Genomic DNA, 26,924 nt, shown 5'->3' on the forward strand with positions numbered 1-26,924 from the left:
ATTGTTAGTTATATGTTATAAAGCTTATAGAAATTACTAATTAACAATTTTAGATTAAATAGAAAAGAGAACACGCTTGTGACCACGACCCTGAAACCTTTCATATTGCTACTTATCAGTGGCTTTTTGCTCATGCTTGGCTATGGCTTAAGTAATATTCTATTGCCTGTACGCATGCAAAATGACGGTATCAGCGTCGATAACATAGGTATCATCTTATCTATGCTGTCAGTGGGCTTCTTACTGGGTGCTATCTATAGTCGAACGCTATTACAGCGGGTTGGCCACATTCGTATATTTGCCATGTGCGGTAGCTTAACCTCGGTGGCAATCTTGCTTTCAGGCCTGTATCCAGAGCCGTTAATGTTAGCTGCAATGCGTATGCTCACTGGATTTTGTATGGCCTGTGCCAACGCCACACTCGATAGCTGGTTAAGTCATAGTGCAACAGAAGAAAGCCGTGGACGAATATTATCGATTAACCAGATGGTGATCATGTCTGCACTGTTCTCTGGGCAATTTTTACTGAACGTGGCACCGATCAGCGATGTCACCTTGTTTGTTATATCCGGTATTCTATTTAGTCTTTCTATTACCCCTATAGTGATCAGCAAGCATCAAGGGCCACAGATTGAAGACAGTCAGTCTATGTCATTAATGACCATAATAAAGTTATCACCGCTCGGTGTTATCTGTTGTTTTTATGGCGGGTTTCTTTATGCTGGCTTAGTCAACATGCTGCCTATTTTTGCCAATGATAATGGTATTCAAGGTTTCAGTTTATCCATCTTCATGGGAGCATCTATCTTTGGTGCTATTATTTTCCAATATCCGATAGCCTATTTGTCCGATCATTTTGATCGTCGTAAAACCATGATCGGTATGGTATTAACCATTGCAGCATTATCTTTACTAGTACCGCAACTGATTAATTCATCACAATTTAATCTCACCCTGCTAACGATTGCGGTCGTGATGGGGCTAACCGCTTGCCTCTATCCGATGAGCATGTCAGAAACCTTCGATAAAGTGTTACGAGAGCAGATCCTCGCGGCAATGGGATCGTTATTACTCATTTATGCACTGGGTAGTATTCTGGGTCCCAATCTCGCGTCTATCGCCATGGAGCAGTTTGGTAGCGCAGCACTGTTTTCATTTATAAGCATGGCAGCGATTACCTTACTGGGTTTTATCATCGGCAATATGGTCAAGCAAACAGCGTTGCCACGTGATGAACAAGAAAACTTCATTATGCAAACCCCATCAGGTGTGGCATCAGAACTGGATCCTAGAACCCAGTATGCACATCCTTCTTTTGAACCAACGTCAGAAGTTGAAGTGGCGATTAGTTTAGCCGCTAACAATCCAGCCGCCGCTGTCAACATGGCAAAAACCTTAGCCATGCGCGATCCAAATGATGCCTCAAACTTAGCTGCGGCATTAAGTACCATTGACGAAATTGATATTAGCCGTCTGTATCGCGCCATCACCGCTGCCGCACCAGAAATGAGCATTCATATTGCCGAAGCGCTTACCAACGCCTCTCCGGAACAAGCTGAAGAATTAGTCGACTGGATCACAACCGAGCGTCCAGATCAATTTACCAATATTATTGTTGCTATCGCCAACTCAATGCCAGACAACGGGATTGATGTAATGGAAGTTGCAGCTGAAAATATGGTTGAAGATAACCAAGAAGAATTGTTAGAAATGACCGACCAATACATGACCAACCTATCTAATTCGTTAGATGAAATGCGTCCTGTTGATCGTGCTGCTGCCGCATCTGAACAGACCGCAACCGAACTGTATAGTCGTTTAACCGATGTATCTCCAACCCAATCAGCCGACTTCGCTTTGGCGGTATCAGAAGCGTTACCAGAGTCATCAAATGTGGTCGCGGAAGCCTACGTCAGCAACCTAATTGAAAGTGAAGAAGCAACACCGGGTGATGCAACTGCCAACATTGAAAGTGCGGTTAATGAATACGTGAGTCAACTTGCAGAAAGTATCCCTGAATATGCCGTCGATATCGCCAGTACTATGATTGACTCCGTTCCTGATGTCGCATCCGACATGGTCGAGATATTACAATGCTCTGACGTATTCGATGACAGTGAATTGAGTATGTCTATTAAGGATAAACCTGAACATGATGCACTAGAAGAGCAATTACAATACGCGGTACAAACGCAAGCGGATGAGGTTGATAAGAGTAGCTAAATCTTGTATTAAAGATGAACTGAATTGAAAAACACTAACTAAACACAGTGTATTTAGTTAGTGCTAACTTTAATTTTTATAAATTAAAACAACGTATCATTCAGCCATAAATGGCAAAGTATAGACGCGGCATAACCCAGTGCAATGACTGGCGCCCAGCGTAAGTGGCCTGCAAACGTATACAGTCCACGTGCTTGCCCCATCAGCGCTACACCAGCAGCTGAACCAATAGAAAGTAAACTACCGCCCACGCCCGCTGTTAAGGTCACTAACAGCCATTGGCCCAATGACATGTCAGGTTCCATGCTTAGTACCGCAAACATCACCGGAATATTATCAACAATCGCAGACAGAATACCGACTACCACGTTAGCAACTGTGGTATCCCACGTGCCGTACATAATGCCAGAAGCCAGACTGAGGTAACCCATAAAGCCGAGACCACCCACACACATGATCACGCCGTAGAAGAATAATAAGGTATCCCATTCGGCTTTAGCAACTTTGTTAAATACGTCAAATGGCACAACACCACCAAGCTGTTGCAAGGCTTTTTCGTCCTGAGCAAGTTCTGCTTTTGCACGTTTACGCTCTAACGATATTGGCAGCGTTTTACGCAGGAAGTAACCGAAGAATTGTAGATAACCCAAACCTGTCATCATGCCTAATACTGGCGGCATGTGTAACAGGCTGTGTGCAGCAACTGCAGATGCAACAGTCAGTAGGAATAACAAGACGATACGTTTGGCACCACGTTTGGTATGTACGACTTCTTGTACACCAGATAACTTGGCATTTTTAGGAATAAAGAACGTCATGATCGCCGCAGGTACAATAAAGTTAACCACAGATGGTAAGAATAACGCCGCGAATTCATTAAATTCGACCATGCCCTTTTGCCATACCATTAGCGTTGTAATATCACCAAATGGACTGAACGCACCACCCGCATTCGCAGCAACAACGATATTAATACAGGCAAGGTTAATGAACTTTTTGTCTTCCCCGGCAACTTTCATTACCACTGCGCACATAAGTAGTGCCGTGGTTAAGTTATCGGCAATCGGCGAAATAAAGAATGCGAGAATACCCGTTAACCAAAATAAGCCCCTAAGATCGAGACCTTTACCTAACATCCAGCTGCGTAATGCATCAAATAACTGGCGTTCTTCCATCGCATTGATATAAGTCATCGCAACCAGTAAGAACAGCAATAGTTCGGCATACTCTAACAGATTATGTCTAAATGCGGCCTCGGCGACATCTGACATGCCTAAGCTAGCATAGTGCCAACCAATAAGGGCCCAAATAATACCCGCAGCCACGAGAACTGGTTTTGATTTTCGTAAATGTAAGTGCTCTTCCGCCATTACCAGCAAGTATGCGCAGGTAAAGATAATTACAGCAAAATAGCCTATTCTGGACGCAGTAAGATCAATAATTTCTCCACCGCCACCCGATGCAAACGCAAACGTAGCAGGTGCTAGTCCAAACAAGATAACTAAAATAAGCTTCATTGCCATGTGATGTGCCTTCCCTCTCAAAATGATAAAAACCTGTTTAATGTATGTTATAAAATTGTTTGAGGCTATTGGAAAATCGTTTTTAGTGACCTAGTTGCCGTTTTTATGCTCTTTATCAATTAATAAGTTCAACGCAAAGTCATCAATTTCACAATAGCTATTGCTATTCATCAACCATAATGAATATTATGTCGTTTTATTTGTAGTAGTAGGATAATTACATTGGATAAAGAACTTAGGTTAGTGATTTCTCAGTGGCTCGCGGACAGCGATACGTTAAATAGTGCAGATTCAAATACTTACTATGTCATACTCGCGATATTATGTTTGAGCTTCGCAGCCATATCCTATTTAATTGTAAAACGTATTGTCGTTAAAGCCATGAAAGTGGTATCAGTTCGTTCTAAAGTCACTTGGGATGATACCTTCGTTGCGCATGGTGTTTTAGAGAAGTTTGCTTTATTAGTGCCCTTACTCGTCATTGACCTACTGCTACCACTATTTACCTCAATATCAGCTTTTATCACCGAAGTTGTTGGTCGCCTTCTTAGCGCACTGCTAGTGATCCTATTTATACGGGCGGTTTATGCGGTATTAAATGCCATTGCCGAGATAGCTGATAAGCATAAGGCCACACAACGATTACCTATTACCAGTTTCACCCAATTACTTAAACTGTTCCTGTTCTTTGTCGCCGGCATTATTATGGTATCAATTTTATCTGATCAATCACCGATCTACTTTTTAAGTGGTCTGGGTGTGGCGACAGGTTTCATCATGTTGATATTCCGAGATACTATCTTAGGTTTTGTTGCGGGTATTCAGTTAGCGACCAATCAGATGGTGACCAAAGGCGACTGGATCCAAATGGATAAATACGGTGCTGACGGGACCGTTGAAGAAGTATCATTGACTACAGTTAAAGTGCGTAACTTTGATAAAACCATTACCATGTTACCTGCCTATGCCTTGGTATCTGACGCGTTTAAGAACTGGCGTGGTATGAGTGAATCAGGTGGCCGTCGTATCAAGCGTAGTCTCTTTATTGATATTCAAAGCATCCGTTTTTTAACCAAAGATGAGTTACAACGTCTTAGCAATATTCGTTTATTAAAAAACTACCTCACGGATAAAAACTTTGACATCAATACTTTCAATTTGGATTTCAATGAAGATGAGAAAGCGGTGAACGGCCGTGGTTTGACCAATATAGGGACATTCCGCGCATACTTGTTAGCTTACTTACAGCAGCATCCGAAAGTACGTAAAGACATGACATTATTGGTGAGACAATTAGCACCAACGACACAAGGCATGCCAATCGAGATCTATATTTTTACCAATGAAACACGTTGGGCTTTTTATGAAGACATACAATCAGATATCTTTGATCATATCTTCTCGGTATTACCTGCATTTGACCTACACGCTTTTCAGCAACCCAGTGGCAATGATATACAGTCAATCTTGAAGCAATAGAAGCGAAAAAGGTGGAGCATCAGCGCCACCTTTTTATTCAACTTCATGTATTCCGTTTGCTTAGCGTTTATCGGCTCGACGTTCAGATCTGATGCTTTTCTTTAAACTCTGCCATTAATGCGTCTGGACGCTGCTTTTTGTTTTTACTATTGAGTACGTAAATAACGGTTTTACCGCCAGGACCTGCTCCGATGTCACTAAAGCGTAATGCAGCTTCACCAGAATCACGTGTTAATTTCATGTCTGCCCACGAGCTAAATACATAGTAACGATTATCCATGAACATTTCGCCATAGAAAGGACCAGTTACTTCACGCTGACCTTGATATAAATCGACATGCTTCACGCCTTCAAGTTTCTTTTTCTGCTCGCCAGTTAGGCCGAATTTAAGTGTTTCACCATGCGGACCTTCACCAATGAATGCTTTAAAGTAAGCAGTGTGACCTAATTGCATGAAATCTTGATAAAGATCGAAATCGCTAAACAGATAAATACGGCCATCTTTGTGTACTTCAAAGAATTGTTCAGTTTGTGCATTTACAATTTGGGATGATGTAGTTGAGGCTCTATCAGTTGCTGCACAGCCACCAAGTAAAATTGCCATCGTTAGTACAAGCGTTTTTTTCATTCTAGGACCCTTCCAATTATAATAATTTCACGTCAATTTAAATTGTGATATTAAAGCTTGTTAATGACTAACGTATTGCAGTTTTTTGACAGTAAGGTGACAGAGAGTAAGGCATAAAAAAACGCGTTAACCCAGTGCCGATTACAGGCAGGGATAACGCGTTATACAGTCACGTCTATTTTGTTATAAATAGCGCGTTGTAATTAAAAACGTGTCATTAGATACGAGTACGTTTTTTCGCTTTAGGGCCTCGTTGCTGTTTAGTTGGGCCTTTCTTACCTTTGTGGATAGGTACACCAGAACCAGTAGGTTTAGTGCGACCTTTACCACGAGGTTCATTGATTTCTTCAATCTCTTTACCCAATCGACCGCTTTTAGTCGGCTTTTGACGTGCGTCATTATTTTTCAATGAACGACGGATACGGCCTTGACGAATACGTGTTTCTTTACGCTCTAAACTACGTGCTGTTGTTTCTGGATCTAATGAAACGAGAGTTCGTAAGTAGTTGATTTCTTCAAGTGCTAACTCAGACCAACCGCCACGTGGTAAACGACGATCAAGTACTAATGAACCATAACGGATACGGATAAGACGACTTACCTGAATACCTTGAGATTCCCATAAACGACGTACTTCACGGTTACGCCCTTCACTCAATAATACGTTGTACCATTGGTTAAGACCTTCACCACCAGTACCGGCAGCAACACCTTTAATCTTTTGGAACTTAGCTGGACCATCTTCTAACTCAACACCCATACGCAGGTTTTGAATGATTTTTGGCGTTACTTCACCAAAGATACGACAAGAATATTCACGTTCTACTTCGTGACTAGGGTGCATTAGACGGTTTGCTAACTCACCATCTGTCGTAAATAATAACAGACCAGATGTATTAATATCTAGACGACCAATCGCGATCCAACGACCACTCTTAAGTGGTGGTAGACGATCAAATACAGTCTTACGACCTTCTGGATCTTTACGCGTACATAACTCACCTTCAGGCTTATGGTATGCAAGAATACGACATACAGCGTCTTCTTCTTTAATCACGCTTACAGGGTTGCCGTCGAAACGTATTTTATCCGCTTCTTCAACGCGGCTACCCAATGTCACAATGTCACCATTAACGCTGACACGGCCTTCTGCGATCACAGCTTCCATCTCACGACGGGAACCTAAACCAGCACGTGCTAGTACTTTCTGTAGCTTTTCACTCATCAGTTTTCCTAAATATTAAGTTACGATCTTATTTCGCAATTATAAAATGTTGTATGTATTAAATATCTAACAATGTTCTTTTTGATACCGTTAAATATCTAACTGTTTTTCTTCGTCCATGGCGGCTAATTTAGCCAATAACGCTTCGTCCAATGGGGGTAATTCTTGGATACTTTTAATACCAAAGTAATCCAAAAACTGGGTCGTTGTCGCATACAAAGCCGGTCTCCCCGGTACTTCCTTACGGCCAATCATTTTGATCCATTCACGCTCTTCAAGCGTATGAATCGTTTGGCTACTTACAGCGACCCCACGGACTGCTTCAATATCCCCCCTACTCACGGGTTGACGATAAGCAATCAGTGCTAATGTTTCTAATGTCGCACGCGAATATTTTGCTGGTTTATCTTGCAACATACGCTGCAACCAAGGCGTTAAATATGAACGCGCTTGAAAGCGATAACCACTGGCGACTTCCACCAGCTCGATACCTTTATCATGATAATCGGCATTTATCTCGGCAATGTAGGCAGATACTTGCTGACGGCTTAAATCATCATCGCCAAGTACATCACGGCATAAAGCCGCTAATGATAACGGTTTCTTAGCAACAAAAATAGCCGCTTCAATAATCTGTTTATAAGGTGTTGTATTCACACTCAGGTCTCATACTTATTCGGCTAAACTTAAGTATATCTCACCCAAAGGATTATTCTGGATAAGGCTAATTAAAGACTCTTTAAGTAACTCAAGGATCGCCAGAAAACTCACTACAATACCGCGTCGACCTTCTTTAAGATCGAGTACTTGATGGAAAGTTCGCACTTTACCATCTTCCAGTAATGCCAGTATATGGGTCATCTTTTCACGTGTGGTTAATACCTCGCGTTGAATCTGATGATGCTCGAAGTGTTCTGCTTTCTTGAGTAATTTTTGCAGATTATACGCCAAGTCACGCAGAGATACTTCAGCTAATAACGGGGTTGTCGTAATATTTTCAGGTAGCTCGGCGTTAGCAACAAAAATATCGCGCTGGATCCTAGGTTGATTATCTAGATTTTCAGCCGCGTTCTTAAAGATTTCATATTCTTGTAGCTGTCGGATCAGCACGAGACGTGGATCGTCTAACTCTTCTTCTGCCACCACTAATTTAGGAAGCAACAGCCGTGATTTAATTTCAGCTAACAAAGCAGCCATTACCAAATACTCACCGGCAAGTTCAATTTTCAACGTAGTCATTAGATCCACGTATTCCATATACTGTGCGGTTATTTTTTGCATCGGTAGTTGCAAAATATCGAGTTTTTGCTTTTTTATTAAATACAGCAATAAATCTAACGGTCCTTCAAATGCGTCTAAGAATACACTTAACGCATCTGGCGGAATAAACAAATCCTTCGGTACTTTACGTAATAGTTCGCCATTAACCTTGGCAACAGCAGTGCTAGACTCTACCACTGGTTACACGAAAGAGGATGCATCACCGGCACCTTGACGAAGAATAACGGCATCACCTTCCGAATAATCAATAACCGTTGTTGCTTGCTCGCCTAAGTAACCACCATTGATGATAAGTTCCACTTTGTTTTCAAGTTGGTCACGGATCGCTTCTGGATCAAACTCAGCACCTTCGTTACCCGGTAAGATTAACGACGTCGACATCATAGGTTCACCGAGCGCATCTAATAATGCTAACGCAATTGTATTGTCTGGTACACGAATACCAATTGTTTTACGCTTAGGGTTAACTAAACGGCGCGGCACTTCTTTGGTCCCTTTAAAAATGAACGTAAAAGGACCAGGGGTATTGTTTTTAAGCGCACGATAAGCTTGATTATCAACACGTGCGTACAGTGACAATTCCGATAAATCACGACACAACAAGGTAAAGTTATGCTCTTTATCTAATTTACGAATCTGACAAATACGCTCTAACGCAGTTTTATCACCAATATGACAACCTAGCGCATAGCCAGAATCTGTTGGATAGATGATCACACCACCATTACGTAAAATAGCAACCGCCTGACTGATTAAACGCGCTTGCGGGTTATCAGGATGCACATAGAAAAATTGACTCATAAATTATTACTCCTTAACTATTTAATGACCATCGCTGACACACCTTAATTACCACTCGGTAAACTTAAGCGCCTTGCTCCACTGCGGAGGCAGGTTTCGCATCACCTTCAGGCCAAGACGACCACACAGGGGTACAATCTTTAGGGATATATAAATTTCGACCTAATTCAGTCCAGCTGCTTGGCCGATGAAAATCAGATCCAACAGACCCGGACAAATTATAATCACGACCATAACTGGCTAACTGAGTACGTTCGGTAATACCTTGTTGTGGCTGACCCACTTCTAAAGCGTCACCACCTGCTTCTTCGAAGGCAGCTAATAATCTTTTAAACCATTTAGTTGACAGTTTATACTGCAGCGGATGAGCCAGTACAGCTTGCCCACCAGATTGATGAATTATTTCGATCGTTTGTTCAATTGTTGCCCAGTTGGGTGGCACATAACCAGTTTTTCCTTTCGCTAAGAAACGTTTAAATACATTTTGAAAGGTATTTTCAACGCCTTGCTCAACCAAATATTTCGCAAAATGACTGCGAGTAATACTGGCATCGCCAGCAAGTGCTTTAGCACCTTCATACGCATTTGGAATACGCGCTTTGGCTAAACGATTCCCCATTTCAACCGCGCGTTCTTCACGCTTATTACGCTGTTCTGCTAAGAATGTCTGAAACACGGTATTCTCGAGATCGACATTTAAGCCAACCACATGAATTTCATGGTTTTGCCAATTGGTTGAAACTTCAACACCATTAACTAAAGTAAGCGGCAATTGATTGGCTGCAATCGTATCATGGGCTTCTTGGAGACCAGCCGTGGTATCGTGATCGGTAATAGCTAACACATCAACGCGATGTAGAACCGCACGTTGGACTAATTCAGCGGGACTTAAAGAACCGTCAGAGGCTGTCGTATGAGAATGTAAATCGTATATCATAAAAATAAAGCGTATCCAGCGATAAAAGTCAGAAAAAGGCACAATAAGGCCCTATTATAAGTTTTATTTAACAATTTCACACAAAAATTAATAAATGTATTGACAATAATAGCCCTAACCGCCTAAGTTTAACCTACTTAGATAACTTTATGGCTCAAACGCAATGCAAAATATTACAAACCAAACAATCAGTTGGTGGTGGCACATCCCTCTCTAAACGGGCATGTGATTTTGTGATATCTGCAGTAAATGTAAATCTACAAAAAATAACAAACATTAAAGCCCGTTTCATTGAAGCGGGCTTTTTTATTGGAAATTTAGACAAACTAAAGCAAGGAAAGTGCGATGACGCAACTATTAGCGCCAGGAAAATTACATTCGATTCAGCAAGATTGCCCTCACATTAACGATCCCCTTGCCTTCTATCGCCACATGTATCGCCCAAGCGGTAACAGCCTATTATTAGAATCGGCTGATATAGTCACAAAAACCGCACTGCAAAGTTTAATTTTGCTCGATGCTGCCGTTAAAATTGCCTGTTTTGGACGTATGGTTGAATTCACTGCATTAACGCTGAACGGTGAGAACCTTCTGCCCTTCTTAGCCGATGAGCTTAAAGCCCAATTTGGCAACGATGCCATTACCGCTCTGAGTCATAATAAACTAGCACTAATATTTGCAGCGACTGACGATAGCCTTGATGAAGATTCACGCTTACAGTCATCGTCACCTTTCGATGCTTTACGTACTATTATCAACCGCATTATTCCAGAAACACCTTTTCATGAGGCATTATTCCTCGGTGGCTGCTTTGCCTATGACATGATTGCCAGTGTTGAAGAATTACCAAAAGTGCCTGGTGGCGCCAATATCTGTCCTGATTTTGTATTCTATATTGCCGAAACCTTAATTGTGATTGATCGCCAAACCCAACAATCAAAATTAATTGGTAGCGTCTTTGGTGGTGATCACTTTTCCACAGCACTTAACGAAACAGAAGCAAAATTAGCCCGAATCCAAACAGAATGTGCGACAGTCTTAGCGGCAATACCAGAGTCTAAAGCAGCAGCACTAACACTCAAGGTTGATATTAGTGACAGTGAATTCTGCGCGACAGTTGAAGATTTAAAAGACTACATCCGTAAAGGTGACATTTTCCAAGTTGTACCGTCACGTTGCTTTAGCTTACCTTGTCCAGATTCATTAGCCGCTTATGCCAAACTAAAACAAACGAACGCAAGTCCGTACATGTTCTACCTAAATGATTCTGACTTTGTGTTATTTGGTGCATCACCAGAAAGTGCATTAAAATATGATGCGCAAACTAATGATGTAGAAATTTATCCGATTGCCGGTACTCGCCGTCGTGGTTTCCGTGCTGATGGTTCTATTTGCCCCGACTTAGATGGCCGTATCGAATTAGAATTACGCCAAGACAAGAAAGAAACAGCCGAACACATCATGCTGGTTGATTTAGCACGTAATGACGTAGCCCGTATTAGTCAGCCTGGTACACGTTATGTGGCGAACTTATTAAACGTTGATCGTTACAGCTACGTGATGCACTTAGTGTCTCGCGTAAAAGGGAAACTGCGCAATGACCTTGATGCCCTGCATGCATACCAAGCGTGTATGAACATGGGAACCTTAGTCGGCGCACCGAAGATCCGCGCCGCTGAACTAGTACGTCAAGTAGAACAACAACGCCGTGGTAGCTATGGCGGTGCGGTTGGTTATCTGACTGGTGATGGCACCATGGATACCTGTATTGTAATTCGCTCTGCGTTTGTTAAAGATGAAACCGCGTATGTACAAGCCGGTGCAGGCGTGGTTTACGATTCAAACCCACAGGCAGAAGCCGACGAAACCCGCAGTAAAGCAGCCGCAGTATTAAACGCTGTTGCTCTCGCACAAGGTTCATCATTAGCAGCTATTATGAAGATAAAAAGTACGGCAGCATCAAACTCAACAACCAACAGCGCTAAGTAACGGAGGCAACATGAGCAACACTTTATTTTTATTAGACAACTTTGACTCTTTTACTTACAACCTAGTGGATCAATTCCGCAGCCTAGGGCATGAGGTTAAAATTTACCGTAACAGCATCAGTGCCGAAGCGATTAAACAGCAAATAGACCAATGTGAAAACAACCCCGTTGTGGTGCTTTCGCCGGGTCCTGGTAATCCATCAGAAGCCGGTTGCTTGTTGGAACTGATTCGCTTGTGTCGCGGTCAATATCCAATGATTGGCATCTGCTTAGGACACCAAGCACTGGTACAACAGTATGGTGGTATCGTTGGCCGTGCAGAAGAGATCATGCATGGTAAAGCCTCATCTATTAACCATGATGGTCAGTTAATGTTTGCCGGTTTGAGTCAGCCCTTACCTGTTGCACGCTATCATTCATTAGTCGCAACTGAAGTACCGAGCAGCTTAACCGTTAATGCAGAATTTAACGGTATGCCAATGGCAATCATTCAACCAGAAGATAAAGTCATTGGTTTTCAATTTCACCCAGAATCAATATTAACCAGTGAAGGCGCCGAGCTGTTAAAAAACACCCTAGCATGGGCAGCAGCATCAGTATCAAGCCCTAAGGAGTAGGTCATGGCAGAATCAAACATCGTATCAGAAAACATAGCATCGAAAAATATAGAACCAGCAACAATCACCGCTATTCTAGAAAAGTTATACGCAAATCAAGTACTGACTCTTGAAGAATCAGAAACCTTGTTTACTGCGGTTGTACTCGGTGAGATGGACCCTATCGTACTTTCATCAGTGCTAACGGCATTAAAAATACGCGGTGAACAGCCAGATGAGATTGCGGGTGCAGCACAAGCATTATTAGCAGCCGCGCTACCTTTCCCTGCAGTTGAAAGCCGACATGCCGATTGTTGTGGTACCGGTGGTGATAACATGAATACCATTAATATCTCAACAACCGCTGCGTTTGTCGCTGCTGCTTGCGGATTAAAAATGACTAAACATGGTAACCGCAGCGTATCAAGTAAATCGGGCTCGTCAGATCTACTAGAAGCTTTTGGGATTAATTTAACTCAAACCCCAGAACAAGCAAAAGCCTGCCTTGATGAATTGGGTATTTGCTTTTTATTCGCACCTCAATACCACGCTGGTATTCGCCATGCGATACCTGTACGCCAAGCCCTAAAAACCCGCACCATCTTTAATGTGCTAGGCCCACTGCTGAATCCGACTCGCCCACAAGTACAGTTAATGGGTGTGTATGATGAATGTTTAATTCGCCCAATCGCCGAAACCATGGATAAACTCGGTGTGCAGCGTGCGTTAGTCGTTCATGGCAGTGGTTTAGATGAAATCGCTCTACACGGTGAAACTAAAGTTGCCGAGTTAAATAATGGCATGATCACCGAGTTCACAATAAGCCCTGCCGACTTTGGTGTTGAACGTTATGACGTAGCCGAATTACGCGGCGGTGATGCGGCTGAAAATAAAGTCATTATCGAACGCCTCTTATCTGGTAACGGTACTGACGCACAAAAAGCCGCAGTGGCAATCAACGTATCGGCATTATTAGTGGTTGCTGAAATAGCCACAGATTTCAAACACGGTACTGAATTAGCAATGGCAGCAATTGATGATGGCCGCGCATTAGCCTTGATCCACCAGCTAGCAGTAAAAAGTCAGCAAGTTTAGTCATAAGGAAGGAAGCATAAATGTTAACGCAAGAATTACAGCAAACCATTCTCGGTAATATTGTTGACGATAAAGTGACTTGGGTTGCAGCGCGTAAAGCCAGCCAACCATTAGCGAGTTTTATTGCTGATTTAGCACCGACAGATCGTGACTTTTATGCCGCGTTATCGGGTAAACCAACCAAGTTTATTCTGGAATGTAAAAAAGCATCACCATCAAAAGGGCTAATTCGCCCTGAGTTTGATTTAGATTTAATTGCTGGCGTCTATAAAAACTATGCGTCTGCAGTCTCTGTATTAACGGATGAGAAATACTTCCAAGGTGACTTCGACTACATCACTAAAGTACGTAATGTCGTGACACAGCCGGTGATCTGTAAAGACTTTATCATTGACGAATATCAGATTTACTTAGCCCGTTTACACCAAGCCGATGCAACGCTGTTAATGTTATCGGTACTCGATGACGCTGAATATATTGCCTTAGCTAAAGTCGCCCACAGCTTAAACATGGGCGTACTCACCGAAGTCAGTAATGAAGAAGAATTAGTCCGTGCGATAGCACTAGATGCAAAAGTGATCGGTATTAATAACCGTGATCTACGCGACTTATCAATTGACTTAAACCGTACCAAAGAGATTGCTCCGAAGATCCCAAATGATCGTATTATCATTTCAGAATCGGGCATCTACAATAACCAACAAGTACGCGATTTAGCAAACTACGCGAACGGCTTCCTCGTCGGCAGTTCATTAATGTCGCAAGACAACGTCGATCTAGCTTGCCGACGATTGATTTTAGGTGACAATAAAGTTTGTGGTCTTACCCGCCCAGAAGATGCAAAAGTCGTACATGAACAAGGGGCTATCTATGGCGGACTTATCTTTGCGCCAAAATCGCCGCGTTGTGTTAACGTAGTAACAGCGCAAGCGGTTATAGCCGCTGCACCACTGGCTTACGTGGGGGTATTTGTGAATGAACAAGTAACCGTCGTTGCCCAGCTTGCGAATCATCTCGATTTGACCGCTGTACAATTACACGGTAGCGAAGATGCAAGCTACATTGCAATATTAAAAACCTTACTCAATAACGACATACAAATTTGGAAAGCACACGGGGTTAGCGAACAAGCCCCCGATTTGAGTCTGACCAAGGTTGATCGTCATTTAGTTGATAGTAAGGTAGCGGGACAATCAGGTGGCACAGGACAGCCATTTGATTGGTCGTTATTAACATCTGAAGATTGCAGCCAAATCATGCTGGCAGGCGGATTAACCCCTGGCAACGTGCAAGACGCAGCAAAACTCGGTTGTTTAGGGCTAGATCTAAACTCAGGATTAGAATCAGCACCCGGTATTAAAGATACAGACAAAATTATCGCGGCATTTAACGCGCTTAGAAATTACTAAAGGAAGTTATCATGGCAAAACTTAATGCCTTTTTTGGCGAATTTGGCGGCCAATACGTATCGCAAATTTTAATACCTGCATTAGATGAATTAGAAGATGCATTTATCGATTCACAAAATGATCCTGCCTTCGAAGCAGAGTTTCAACAACTGTTAAATGAATATGCAGGGCGTCCAACACCGTTAACGCTATGCCGTAACATTACTAAAGGTTCAAAAACTAAGATTTACCTAAAACGTGAAGATCTATTACACGGCGGCGCGCACAAAACTAACCAAGTATTGGGTCAAGCACTACTGGCTAAACGCATGGGTAAAACTGAAATTATCGCTGAAACAGGTGCAGGTCAACACGGTACAGCATCAGCACTAGCCTGTGCGTTGCTGGGTCTAAAATGTCGTATCTATATGGGTGTGAAAGACATGGAACGCCAAAAGCCAAACGTATTCCGCATGAAGTTAATGGGCGCTGAAGTTATTGGTGTTGACTCTGGCGCAGGCACATTAAAAGATGCCTGTAACGAAGCATTACGCGACTGGTCTGCTAACTACGAAAATGCTCATTACCTACTCGGTACAGCAGCAGGTCCTCACCCATTCCCAACGATTGTGCGTGAATTCCAAAAAATGATCGGTGAAGAAGCCAAACAACAAATCTTAAAAGCAGAAGGTCGCTTACCCGACGCTGTTATTGCTTGTGTGGGTGGTGGTTCTAACGCGATTGGTATGTTCAATGATTTTATCGAAGAAGAAAGTGTCAAACTTTACGGTGTTGAACCTGCGGGTAAAGGGATTTCGACAGGTGAACACGGTGCGCCAATTGCCGAAGGTACCAACGGTATTTTCTTTGGTATGCATTCACTATTGATGCAAGATAACTATGGTCAGATCCAAGAATCATACTCGGTATCTGCTGGATTAGATTTTCCATCAGTGGGTCCACAACACGCACATTTATATACCTCTGGTCGTGCTGAATATCCTTCAGTAACCGATGAAGAAGCATTAGCGTCATTCCAGTTATTATCATCGCAAGAAGGCATTATCCCTGCGCTAGAATCATCTCACGCATTAGCGTATGCACTACAGATGATGGAACAGGATATGGATAAAGAACAAATCTTAGTGGTTAACTTATCAGGTCGTGGTGATAAAGATATCTTTACCGTCGCTGATATTCTTGAAGGTAAAGGAGCATTATAATGGGACGCTATCAACAAACTTTTGCAGCACTCGCAGAAAAAAATGAAGGCGCTTTCGTTCCATTTGTAACGATTGGCGATCCAAACCGCGCACAATCAATGGCGATTATAGAAACACTAATTGCAGCCGGTGCTGACGCATTAGAGCTGGGTATTCCATTCTCAGATCCGGTGGCTGATGGCCCGACAATTCAAAAAGCCACATCTCGTGCATTAAACGCAGGTATCAACCCAGATATCTGTTTTGAAATGCTCACCGAGATCCGTGCTAAACACCCGAAAATGCCTATTGGTTTATTGCTGTATGCTAACCTTGTTTACGGTAACGGCACCGATAAGTTTATGCAAAAAGCGGCAGCAGCTGGCGTTGACTCATTATTGATTGCCGATGTACCAGTACAATACGGCCAGCAATTTAAAGAAGCAGGCGATAAAGTTGGCATCGAAAGTATCTACATCGCACCGCCAAATGCCGATGAAGCAACGCTGAAACAAGTAGCGGAGCAAGGATCAGGTTACACCTATCTACTTAGCCGCGCTGGAGTAACAGGTGCAGAGACCAAAGCAGAAATGCCAGTTGGTCCGTTATTAGAAAAGCTAAAATCATTTGATGCAGCACCTTGCCTACTTGGTTTTGGTATCTCATCACCAGAACAAGTTAAACAAGCTGTTGCAGCGGGTGCTGCGGGTGCTATTTCGGGATCAGCTATTGTAAACATCATTGAGAAAAACCTTAATGACAATACGAAAATGCTGCAAGAACTCGCTAAGTTCGTAACGCCAATGAAAGCGGCAACAGTTAAATAGTCTAATATAAACAAAACATAATGCTTTACCAATTAAGCCCTTAGTGCCTATTATTATGCTATCGCAATACGATGGTTATATAAAATTGCTCTAAGGGCTTTTTAGTCTCATCCTATTACTTCTTAAGGAACAAGGACGCTGCATGACAGGTTATTTTATTCAAGCATTCATCTATCTATTTGCTGCCGTTATCGCAGTTCCTATTGCCAAACGTCTTGGGCTCGGTACTCGGTTATTTAATTGCCGGTGTGATTATAGGCCCAGTGACAGGGCTAGTTGGTAGTGAAGCGGCTACTATTCAGCATTTCGCTGAGTTTGGTGTGGTTATGATGCTATTTCTGGTGGGACTAGAATTAGAACCCCGTATGCTCTGGGATATGCGTCATCGTCTTATTGGTTTAGGTGGTTTACAAGTTGGTTTAACGACAGCTACAGTAATGGGAATCTGCCTTGCGCTTAATTTAGACTGGGGGCTGGCCCTCACTATTGGTTTAGTATTCTCACTGTCCTCAACCGCGATCGTATTGCAAACCTTTAACGAAAAAGGCCTGACCAAAACCGAAGGAGCACGATCCGCATTCTCGGTATTACTGTTTCAAGATATCGCCGTGATCCCGATGCTGGCGTTAATCCCATTATTAGCCATTCCAGAATTGGTTGAACAGGCACAACATGCCGTACAAGCAGGCAGTGCGCAACATGAAGAGTTATCCTTAGTCGCCGATATATCCGGTGTTTATTATGCCCTCGTAATCATAGTCGCTATTACAGGCGTGGTTATCGGAGGGCATTACTTAAGTCGTCCATTATTTAAATTTGTGGCAAGTTCTAAAGTACCTGAGATCTTTACCGCTACCTCATTAATGCTGGTCATTGGTATTGCTGCCATCATGAACTTAGTGGGTCTGTCCCCAGCTCTGGGCGCATTCTTAGCCGGTGTAGTATTAGCAACCAGTGAATTTAGACACCAGCTAGAAGCTACCATCGAACCATTTAAAGGCCTGTTGCTCGGGTTATTCTTTATGACCGTTGGTGCTGGTATTGATTTTAATATCTTGTTTAACGAAACCAGTACTATTTTATCCATTACACTCGCGTTAATGCTGGTCAAAGGTTTAGTGCTGCTTATCTTAACGTTGGTCTTTAAGATCAAAGGCAGCGACCGTTGGTTATTAGCCCTCAGCTTGGCGCAAGCGGGTGAATTTGGCTTTGTATTAATCGGCTTTACCGTGAACAACCATGTACTACCGATTGGCCTAGCACAGACTTTATCGCTATCTGTCGCTCTGTCTATGTTCTTAACACCCGCGTTATTTATCTTTTATGACCGTGTGATCCAGCCACGCTACGTTGATAAAACCAATCAACAAGCCAGCGATGATATTAATGAACAGGGTGATGTGATCGTGGCCGGTATCGGTCGTTTCGGCCAAATTGTCAATCGTCTGTTAGTTGCAAATGGAGTTAAAACAGTGGTACTGGATCATGATGTCAGTATGATCCAAAGAGTGCGCTCATTTAACATGAAAAGTTATTTTGGTGACGCAACCCAACCCAGTTTGCTAGAAACAGCAGGTATCGCAAACGCCAGTTTATTCATCGTCGCGATTGATGATAAAGTCAGAGCTGTTGATCTCGTACGTTACATCAAACAACATTATCCACAAGTCAAAATATTAGCGCGTGCTTATGACCGTGGCCATGGTTATTCCCTGCGTCATGCAGGGGCAGATCATGTGGTCAGTGAGACCTATCATTCAGCCTTGATACTTGGATCACACGCGCTGACTAACTTGGGTTTCAGTGAGCAACAAGCAAAAGACGTGAAGATCACCTTTAAAGAAATAGAAAAACAAAGTAAGGCAACCTTGTATCAAACTTGGTTGAATAACAGTGAAGACGACAAGTTTAATACCGCTTATCGTGACCTGTATTTACAACTCGAAGATAGCTTAGCAGACGTGATGAAAAATAGAGACAAGTCTGCAACAGCGCTAAATAACGAAATAGATAAGGTAGAATAGATAGTATGACACCAGCAGTTAAATTAGCTAAAAAAGCAAAAGTAGCCCATAAAACCCATGAATATAAACACGATTCGAATGCAGAGTCTTATGGTTTAGAAGCGGCGGAGAAAATGTCCGTCGCCGCCGAACGCATATTCAAAACACTAGTGGTGGATGTCGGAGATAAGAAACTCGTCGTTGCAGTCGTTCCAGTCACGGCAATGCTAAATCTAAAAGCCATTGCTAAAGCTGCAAAAGCTAAAAAGGCAATAATGGCAGATAAGAATGATGTAATGCGCTCGACGGGTTACGTACTTGGTGGGGTTAGTCCCTTGGGACAAAAAAAACGCTTACTCACAGTGATTGATAGCTCAGCACAAACACATGAGACTATCTACGTCAGTGCTGGTCGTCGCGGTTTAGAGATCGAACTAAGCCCATTAGACCTAAAGCAGCTAACCAATGCTGATTTTGCTGCTATTAGTAATGAATAATTAGTAACAATAGAAAACAAAAGCCCAGTAGTTCGCTCTACAGGGCTTGTTTCTTTTGACCTTATTTATACTCTATACCTTGACCTAAACAAGTTTATTTATCTATTACTTATGAAATTAAAGCGCTGTACTGATTAATAGGATGATTAACACAGGACAAACAAACTTCACATACAATGGCCATACTTTCCAAAAAATACCATTTACGTCTGCGTCATCTTGACCTTTAATTTCATTTAACAAGCTATTACGACTCCATACCCAGCCCGTAAAGATAGCCAGACCTAAACAAATGAGCGGTTGTGTTATTTCCGTTGATAAGGTGATCACGAAGCCAAACATTAAATCGAAGTTAGTCACAACAACCATCGCTAATGTTGTCAGACCCACACCAACAATCCAAGTTACTTTCTTACGTGGCATTGTTGTTTTATCCACGATATAACTGGTAGGCACTTCGACTACCGAAATTGCCGATGTTAATGCGGCAACTGACATCAACGCAAAGAAGATGATCGCCACAATATGCTCGACCACGCCCATCGTAGCAAACAATGCTGGAAGTACTGTAAATACGAGTGTATCTGAACTTAGTAAGTTTCCGTCAGCATCAAAGATAACGACACCATTATGCTTAGCTACATACATAGCAGGTAGGATTAACATCGCCGCTAAGAAGGCTACGCCTGTATCCATAAAGGTGACCTGTACTGCTAACTTACCGATGTTCTCTTTTGGTTTAAGGTATGAACCGTAAATCATCATCACCCCCGTACCAATAGATAACGAGAAGAATGTCTGACCAAGCGCACCAATGATCACATCCGAGTGCATTACTTTTTCAAAATCAATCGTAAATAACGCTGCAATACCTTCACTCGCACCGGGTTGGAACAAGATATAAATCACGCTTGCAAGCAAGATAGAAAATAATAATGGCATTAAACGCTTTGACCATTTTTCAATGCCATCTTGTACGCCTTTTTGAATTACATAAATAGACATCAATGTAAATACTAAGGTAAATACGATATTACGAGATAATGAGAAATCGATTAACCAACGGCTTGCCTCCTCAGCACCAACCATAGCCGCAATAGGTGCCAGTGTGTTACTGACAAACCAGCCAGAAAGAACGGCATAGAAACTGAATATCATCACCGCACAGATAATTGACGCGAGACCAATCAAACGACCAATCATTGTTGTTACAGAAGATCGGCCTAGTTTAGCCATCGCATCTGCTGGATTCGTTTGACCGTGGCGACCAACCATTAGTTCAGCAACTAACATAGGGTAACCAAGTACAAAGATCAGAAACAGGTACACCATTAAAAACGCACCACCGCCATTACTGGCCGCTTGCGTAGGAACCCCCCAAATATTACCAATACCAACAGCAGAACCTGCCGCTGCCATTATAAAACCAAAACGAGAACCAAAGTGTCCTCGAGATTCTCCGTCATTATTCTGTATTGCAGCCATTTATCCGTACCAAGTTTGCTAAATTCAATCAGTAATAGAATTTATAACTAAAACAACAATAAAAGGAAACATTTTAAATCTACAAAACACTGAAAAAACCAGCATTTAACACCTGCAACTAAATGTTTAAAGCAATACTTAACCAACAAAACAATAAATATTAATTTTTAATTGCGTAAACATTATAAATTCATCTTTGAAATAGCAAGTGATACCAATCAACTTAAAACATAAAAAAATAGTACTCTAATCAAAGTGTCATCAAAATTGCTTACTATGCGTACTTAATATGCACAATAATCATTTATACTCATCTCTGGGTAGTATTAAATTTCATACAATATAAAAACAATCAAGGATATTTATGTTAAGGAAAATAGCAGTCTTACTTGGGCTATACATGATCACCCCGGTCTTAATGGCGATGAGCCAAGTACCCACTGAACGCCATACCATTGTTCAATTTACCAATAGCACACCGCATACCCTGTATGCGTATATTGAAAAAGGTAATAATATTGAATTGTTAACAGCAGAAGTGATGCCATTGAGCACCGTGGATCTCGCTAATATTACACGGTTCAGCACTGACGATGACATCGCCATTTTACTCAGCAATGGAGATTACAACTTTAGCTTAACCCAGAGAGTGACAAACGGTGAACTTGCCTTTGGTATCGACAGTCATGAATTGACTATCGAACCACAAACGAACAGCGCAATTCAGCGTTTTGAAATCCAACTTGCCGATAGAAAAAATACTATCGCCTTTAATAGTGAAAAGCTAAATAAAGGTGGCAAAGTCAATTATGTTTTACAACTGCATGATCAGAAACCTGCTATTGGACCTGGTAATGAATTTAGCTTATTAAGCTATAACATCTGGGCTACGACTATATTCGGTTCTAAAAAGGTGAGTGATCGTCTAACTGAGATGCCAGAAATTATGTCAGGTTATGATGCCTTGGTACTCACAGAGGTCTTTGATCCAATTCGAACAAAAAAATTACTTAAACAGCTCAGTAAAGAATATAGTTTTACCAGCAGCGAAATATTCAAATTAGGAAAAATCATGCAGTCAGGTACGCGTATTTTAACGCCTTGGCCTGTAGAAGAAGAAAAAAGCCTAAAGTATACCAATTGTAATGGTATTCAGTGTGCCGCTACCCGTGGTGTTATTTATGCTCGCATTAACAAGCAAGGTTACATTTACCATGTGTTTGCGACCCACACCCAATCATCTGATGATGATAGTAACCGATCAGCACGTTTAGCCCAGCTAGAAGAAATGGGTGAATTTATTCGAGAGCAAAATATCCCAGCAAACGAGGCCGTCATTTTAGCAGGAGATTTCAACGTCAACAAAATCGGCTTGCCCGGCGATCGCGACCAAATGGAATATATTCTTAATGCCAGCGAACCTGAAAACAAAGGCCACAACCTGTCTTTTGATTCCAATACTAACTATTGGGCAGAGAAACCTTATTTAGAATATCTTGATTACACACTAACAGGAAATGACAATTTACAGCCAATGACAGCAAGCCAAGAAATATTCGCGCCTCGCGTATTAACCGAATCACTGTGGGGAATTTGGGATTTATCTGATCATTACGCCGCTCGCGGATATTTTATCTACCCAACAGAAAAATAGCAGTACAGAACACTACTCATTAATATTTCAGCATCTATTTACTTTAGATGTTGAAATAACCGCTTAAAACTCCTCATCACTACTAGGTGAATACTCAAAACTAGGCAGTCACACGATTTTAAACCTGAAACACTCAAAAGTAACACTAAAATAAATTTGAGCCTTTTAATATAAGCGTGATCTACGTATACAAAATAATTGCTAATTAATTGTTAAAAACAAAATAACTACCCACTAATAGCTACCAATATATTTAAAGGAGGATGACAGTGCGAATTATAAAACCAAACGCATGTAACAAAGCGACATAAACAACTAGATTCAGGCGTAAAACGAACACGGATAAGCACAAACACAATAACCCGCTCAATAAACACACAAATACGAGGGTTGTTAATAAAAAACACGTAAAACATCAAATTATTTTGATAAATACAGGTTATTTTTTATATTCAAAGCAAAAAAGCGATCTGCATCACTTTAAATAAAATTCAGATCATTATCCTATGCACCAATCGAGACACAGCGCAATATTACAGGTAATAGATAAATGTCAGAGCAAGCTACTACAACAATCGCGGACAGCACTACGAACACTGCTAAATGGAACAAAGCAGACACAGAATGGGTATTAAGTTTATTTGGCACAGCAGTAGGTGCTGGTGTTTTATTCTTACCTATTAAAGCAGGTTTAGGTGGTTTCTGGCCGTTAGTAGTTCTAGCATTGATTGCAGGTCCAATGACATGGTTCGCGCATAGATCACTTGCTCGCTTCGTTCTATCATCAAAAAATCCAAATTCAGACATTACAGATGTTGTTGAAGAGCATTTTGGTAAAGGTGCAGCAAAACTAATTACATTTGCTTATTTCTTTGCTATCTACCCTATCGTATTAATTTACGGTGTAGGTATTACAAATACATTTGAAAGTTTCATTGTTAACCAACTTGATATCTTCACTGAAATCCCACTCCTAGCGGCTGATGGCGCACCTATGCTTAACGAAGCAGGTGTTCAACTTATGGATAAAGTAAGCGGTATTCCACGTTGGTTACTATCTGGTGGTCTAATTTTAGCAATGACTGCACTGATCCTATTCGGTAAAGAATTAATGCTTAAAGCAACGTCAGCATTAGTTTACCCACTCGTATTCATCCTGTTCGGTTTATCACTATTCTTAATCCCGAGCTGGAATACAACGATGTTAACAGTGGTACCTGAAGCATCATCATTCCTACCAGTTATCTGGTTATCGATTCCACTGATTGTGTTCTCATTCAACCACTCTCCAGTAATCAGCCAGTTTGCTAAAGCACAACGTGAATCTTACGGTGAAAACGCAGTAGAAAAATCAGACCTTATCTGTAAACGTGCAGGTCAAATGCTACTTGGTTTCGTTATGCTATTCGTATTCTCTTGTGTGTTATCACTATCACCAGAGCAACTAGCAGAAGCTAAAGCACAAAACATCTCAATCCTGTCTTACCTTGCAAACGTACATGACTCAGTATTAATTCAATACTTTGGTCCTTTCGTAGCATTCGCAGCGATTACTTCTAGCTACTTCGGTCATTACCTAGGTGCTCAGGAAGGTCTAAACGGTCTAGTTAAACAAGTTATGCCGAAAGCATCAGAGAAGAAAATCGGTACATTCTCTATCGCATTCATCGTACTAACTACATGGGCTGTAGCGATTATCAACCCAAGTGTACTGGGTCTTATTGAAACAATCGGCGCACCAATGATTGCAGCTATCTTGTTCTTAATGCCTATGATTGCTATCAAGAAAGTACCTGCGATGCAAAAATATGCTAGCGATAAAGCAGCAAACATCTTTGTTACTATCTGTGGTCTACTCGCTATCACTTCAGTTATCTACGGCGCACTATAAACCGTTGTTGACTGTAACTTAAGTACTGCCATTAACAGAAATTAAGTTAATAAAAACGAAACCGGTGAGTCATCTCGCCGGTTTTTTTGTGTCTGAATTTTATAAAGTTATTAATTCTTATCATGTTCAATTTATTCCATTTTATTGCCGGTATCTGAATCGTTTTCTTTCTTACTGCTACAATCCATCATTTTCATCATAAAAAACATCATCACCACACATAAAACCAACGGTGTAAGTAAACTACTACTTATCGCTAAAAACGACATATCGCCGACTAAAATAAAATAGGCTAATGGTAGACCTAAACACAGAACTAACATCAGTTTGCACAGTTTATTCATTATCCACCTTTTATATTGATTCACTTTTACCTAACTGCAAATTTCATTACGGCCGTACGTGCTGTTATTTACGCTGTGCCAGATTTAACCTTGATACAAAGACTAAGGTTTACCTTAACGGTAAGGTCAATAAAAATTTAACATAAAAATAAAATTAATTTAAACACCTTAAAGGATGGTGCTAATGAATAAAGTAAGGAACGACCACTTAATAACAGCTTGGATATCGATTTGAAAAGAAGCAAACACAAGGTAAGCTACAGCGACAAATTATCACCAACATAGGCTTATTATGGATAACTTTACAATTAGTGTTATATTTTTTGCAATAGCTGAATACCTAATTCTTAAATATTTAGTCCCAATAAAATACTCTTGAGGCATAGGAATATCGCTATTTATAGCGACAGTATTAAGCGGGGTTGTAATTTATTTCGTTACTGACATAAACGTTATATTTAGCTTTTTATTTACAGGGTTTATTATCGAACCTTGGGCAATGGGTTGGGGTATTGGAGGTCAAGATATCAATAAATAATCATTTTACAACCAAAAAAAATACCCATCAACCTAAGCTGATGGGTACTCTTCAATTATTGGACGAATCAAAACTACATATTTGGTGTTTGTGTTTCTACATGTAGATTTTGCGCTCGGTGTCTTAGCAAGTGGTCCATTAACGTGATAGCAAGTTGTGCTTCAGCAATTGGCACTGCACGAATACCCACGCATGGATCGTGGCGACCTTTAGTGACAACTTCAATTGCGTTACCAAACTTATCAATTGATTTACCAGGAATGGTAATACTTGATGTTGGTTTCATCGCAATATGAGCAATGATATCTTGGCCACTTGAGATACCACCCAGTACGCCACCAGCATGATTAGAAAGGAAACCATCTTCTGGTGTCATTTCATCACGGTGCTCACTACCAAGCTGTTCTACAACGCCAAAACCATCACCAATCTCAACACCTTTCACAGCATTAATGCTCATTAATGAATGGGCGATGTCAGCGTCTAAACGATCGAATACCGGCTCACCTAAACCAACGGGAACACCTTCAGCAACCACTGTTACTTTGGCACCCACTGAGTTACCTGATTTTTTCAATCCACGCATGTATTCATCAAGCGCTTCTAATTTGCTTGGATCAGGAAAGAAGAATGGGTTTTGTTCAACTTGATCCCATTGCAGTGCTTCTGCTTTGATTGGGCCCAGTTGCGATAAATAACCGCGAATAACAATACCATGTTGTTCTTTCAAGTATTTCTTCGCAATTGCACCTGCCGCGACACGCATTGCCGTTTCACGCGCCGATGAACGACCACCACCACGGTAATCGCGATGACCAAATTTCTGATGATAAGTATAATCAGCATGACCTGGACGGAAGGTATCTTTAATATTTGAATAATCTTGCGAGCGTTGATCGGTATTCTTGATCATCAGACCAATTGAAGAACCCGTGGTTTTACCTTCAAAAATACCTGAAAGGATCTGAACTTCGTCAGCTTCACGTCGTTGAGTGGTATAGCGAGATGTGCCAGGCTTACGACGGTCGAGATCAAACTGCAGATCTTCTAGTGAGATTTCGAGTCCTGGAGGGCAGCCATCAATAATACACCCAAGTGCTGGTCCATGGCTTTCTCCGAATGTGGAGATCTTAAATAATTGCCCAATACTATTCCCTGCCATAACAGCGTTTCCTTTATATAATGCCGACTAATACCTTTGAGAATACAAGACCCACGGCTTAGCGACAATAGCAAATAGCTAAAAAAGAAGGCAATAAAAAAAAACCTGCAACCATCATAAGATGATCACAGGTTTATCATGGGTTAAAGACCCAATA

22 protein-coding genes and 1 pseudogene are annotated in these 26,924 nt (G+C 41.5%); 13 read left to right on the forward strand and 10 right to left on the reverse strand.

The window, feature by feature from the left end:
* The first annotated feature begins 78 nt into the window (after window positions 1–78).
* Window positions 79–2,223, forward strand: a complete 2,145-nt coding sequence (locus tag BT797_RS22915; RefSeq protein WP_075473625.1) for an MFS transporter — start codon at window positions 79–81, stop codon at window positions 2,221–2,223.
* An 83-nt stretch (window positions 2,224–2,306) separates the two neighbouring features.
* Here the strand turns inward: BT797_RS22915 and nhaD are convergent, their stop codons facing one another.
* Window positions 2,307–3,746, reverse strand: coding sequence for a sodium:proton antiporter NhaD (gene nhaD, locus BT797_RS22920; protein ID WP_075473626.1), 1,440 nt, complete (start codon window positions 3,744–3,746; stop codon window positions 2,307–2,309).
* Between the two features lie 222 nt (window positions 3,747–3,968).
* Between nhaD and BT797_RS22925 the strand changes: the two genes are divergently transcribed.
* Window positions 3,969–5,225 (forward strand): mechanosensitive ion channel family protein, encoded by a 1,257-nt coding sequence (locus BT797_RS22925; RefSeq protein ID WP_075473627.1) that lies wholly within the window; start codon window positions 3,969–3,971, stop codon window positions 5,223–5,225.
* 82 nt (window positions 5,226–5,307) lie between these two features.
* Here the strand turns inward: BT797_RS22925 and BT797_RS22930 are convergent, their stop codons facing one another.
* The 6 genes from BT797_RS22930 to rnm form a co-directional block, all read right to left on the reverse strand.
* On the reverse strand, window positions 5,308–5,853 hold the full coding sequence (locus tag BT797_RS22930) for a hypothetical protein (protein WP_075473628.1): 546 nt from the start codon (window positions 5,851–5,853) through the stop codon (window positions 5,308–5,310).
* A gap of 217 nt (window positions 5,854–6,070) precedes the next feature.
* Window positions 6,071–7,078 carry a 23S rRNA pseudouridine(2605) synthase RluB gene (gene rluB, locus BT797_RS22935; protein ID WP_075473629.1) on the reverse strand — a complete coding sequence of 336 codons (1,008 nt, stop codon included), beginning with the start codon at window positions 7,076–7,078 and terminating at the stop codon, window positions 6,071–6,073.
* A 90-nt stretch (window positions 7,079–7,168) separates the two neighbouring features.
* Window positions 7,169–7,735: an SMC-Scp complex subunit ScpB gene (gene scpB, locus BT797_RS22940; protein WP_370429924.1), complete on the reverse strand. Its 567-nt coding sequence runs from the start codon at window positions 7,733–7,735 to the stop codon at window positions 7,169–7,171.
* Between the two features lie 15 nt (window positions 7,736–7,750).
* Window positions 7,751–8,536, reverse strand: a complete 786-nt coding sequence (locus BT797_RS22945; RefSeq protein WP_045109443.1) for a segregation and condensation protein A — start codon at window positions 8,534–8,536, stop codon at window positions 7,751–7,753.
* 3 nt (window positions 8,537–8,539) lie between these two features.
* Window positions 8,540–9,160: an L-threonylcarbamoyladenylate synthase gene (locus tag BT797_RS22950; protein ID WP_075473630.1), complete on the reverse strand. Its 621-nt coding sequence runs from the start codon at window positions 9,158–9,160 to the stop codon at window positions 8,540–8,542.
* Between the two features lie 64 nt (window positions 9,161–9,224).
* Window positions 9,225–10,097 (reverse strand): RNase RNM, encoded by an 873-nt coding sequence (gene rnm, locus BT797_RS22955; RefSeq protein WP_045109441.1) that lies wholly within the window; start codon window positions 10,095–10,097, stop codon window positions 9,225–9,227.
* A gap of 149 nt (window positions 10,098–10,246) precedes the next feature.
* Here rnm and BT797_RS23740 point away from each other — a divergent pair, with 149 nt between their 5' ends.
* From BT797_RS23740 to ybaK, 9 genes and pseudogenes are all read left to right on the forward strand, one after another.
* Window positions 10,247–10,504: a hypothetical protein gene (locus BT797_RS23740; protein ID WP_139291755.1), complete on the forward strand. Its 258-nt coding sequence runs from the start codon at window positions 10,247–10,249 to the stop codon at window positions 10,502–10,504.
* On the forward strand, window positions 10,443–12,086 hold the full coding sequence (locus BT797_RS22960; protein WP_075473631.1) for an anthranilate synthase component 1: 1,644 nt from the start codon (window positions 10,443–10,445) through the stop codon (window positions 12,084–12,086). Before BT797_RS23740 ends, BT797_RS22960 begins: the two co-directional genes overlap by 62 nt.
* A 10-nt stretch (window positions 12,087–12,096) precedes the next feature.
* Entirely contained in the window at window positions 12,097–12,702 is a 606-nt protein-coding gene (locus tag BT797_RS22965) for an aminodeoxychorismate/anthranilate synthase component II (protein ID WP_045109439.1), read from the forward strand.
* A 3-nt stretch (window positions 12,703–12,705) separates the two neighbouring features.
* Complete coding sequence (trpD, locus tag BT797_RS22970; protein WP_082276001.1) at window positions 12,706–13,776, forward strand: anthranilate phosphoribosyltransferase; 1,071 nt, start codon at window positions 12,706–12,708, stop codon at window positions 13,774–13,776.
* A gap of 20 nt (window positions 13,777–13,796) precedes the next feature.
* Window positions 13,797–15,185, forward strand: a complete 1,389-nt coding sequence (trpCF, locus tag BT797_RS22975) for a bifunctional indole-3-glycerol-phosphate synthase TrpC/phosphoribosylanthranilate isomerase TrpF (protein WP_045109438.1) — start codon at window positions 13,797–13,799, stop codon at window positions 15,183–15,185.
* Between the two features lie 11 nt (window positions 15,186–15,196).
* Window positions 15,197–16,387, forward strand: coding sequence for a tryptophan synthase subunit beta (trpB, locus tag BT797_RS22980; protein WP_045109437.1), 1,191 nt, complete (start codon window positions 15,197–15,199; stop codon window positions 16,385–16,387).
* The gene (gene trpA / locus BT797_RS22985; protein WP_045109436.1) at window positions 16,387–17,193 is read left to right on the forward strand and encodes a tryptophan synthase subunit alpha; all 807 of its coding nucleotides are present in this window, start codon (window positions 16,387–16,389) and stop codon (window positions 17,191–17,193) included. Before trpB ends, trpA begins: the two co-directional genes overlap by 1 nt.
* Window positions 17,194–17,335: 142 nt before the next feature.
* A pseudogene (locus BT797_RS22990) lies at window positions 17,336–19,217 on the forward strand (monovalent cation:proton antiporter-2 (CPA2) family protein).
* Between the two features lie 5 nt (window positions 19,218–19,222).
* The gene (gene ybaK / locus BT797_RS22995; RefSeq protein ID WP_045109434.1) at window positions 19,223–19,693 is read left to right on the forward strand and encodes a Cys-tRNA(Pro) deacylase; all 471 of its coding nucleotides are present in this window, start codon (window positions 19,223–19,225) and stop codon (window positions 19,691–19,693) included.
* Between the two features lie 117 nt (window positions 19,694–19,810).
* Here ybaK and BT797_RS23000 read toward each other — a convergent pair whose 3' ends face one another.
* Entirely contained in the window at window positions 19,811–21,178 is a 1,368-nt protein-coding gene (locus BT797_RS23000; RefSeq protein WP_075473632.1) for a sodium-dependent transporter, read from the reverse strand.
* Between the two features lie 364 nt (window positions 21,179–21,542).
* Between BT797_RS23000 and BT797_RS23005 the strand changes: the two genes are divergently transcribed.
* Entirely contained in the window at window positions 21,543–22,832 is a 1,290-nt protein-coding gene (locus tag BT797_RS23005) for a sphingomyelin phosphodiesterase (RefSeq protein ID WP_045109433.1), read from the forward strand.
* Window positions 22,833–23,382: 550 nt separating this feature from the next.
* Complete coding sequence (locus BT797_RS23010) at window positions 23,383–24,723, forward strand: SLC5/6 family protein (RefSeq protein ID WP_045109432.1); 1,341 nt, start codon at window positions 23,383–23,385, stop codon at window positions 24,721–24,723.
* Window positions 24,724–24,854: 131 nt separating this feature from the next.
* Here the strand turns inward: BT797_RS23010 and BT797_RS23015 are convergent, their stop codons facing one another.
* Together BT797_RS23015 and aroC are read right to left on the reverse strand one after the other, a co-directional pair.
* Window positions 24,855–25,067: a DUF2933 domain-containing protein gene (locus BT797_RS23015; protein ID WP_052678410.1), complete on the reverse strand. Its 213-nt coding sequence runs from the start codon at window positions 25,065–25,067 to the stop codon at window positions 24,855–24,857.
* A 611-nt stretch (window positions 25,068–25,678) separates the two neighbouring features.
* Window positions 25,679–26,767 (reverse strand): chorismate synthase, encoded by a 1,089-nt coding sequence (gene aroC, locus BT797_RS23020; protein WP_045109430.1) that lies wholly within the window; start codon window positions 26,765–26,767, stop codon window positions 25,679–25,681.
* Window positions 26,768–26,924 lie beyond the last annotated feature (157 nt).

The organism is Moritella viscosa (genome assembly GCF_900120065.1).
Lineage (GTDB): Bacteria > Pseudomonadota > Gammaproteobacteria > Enterobacterales > Moritellaceae > Moritella > Moritella viscosa.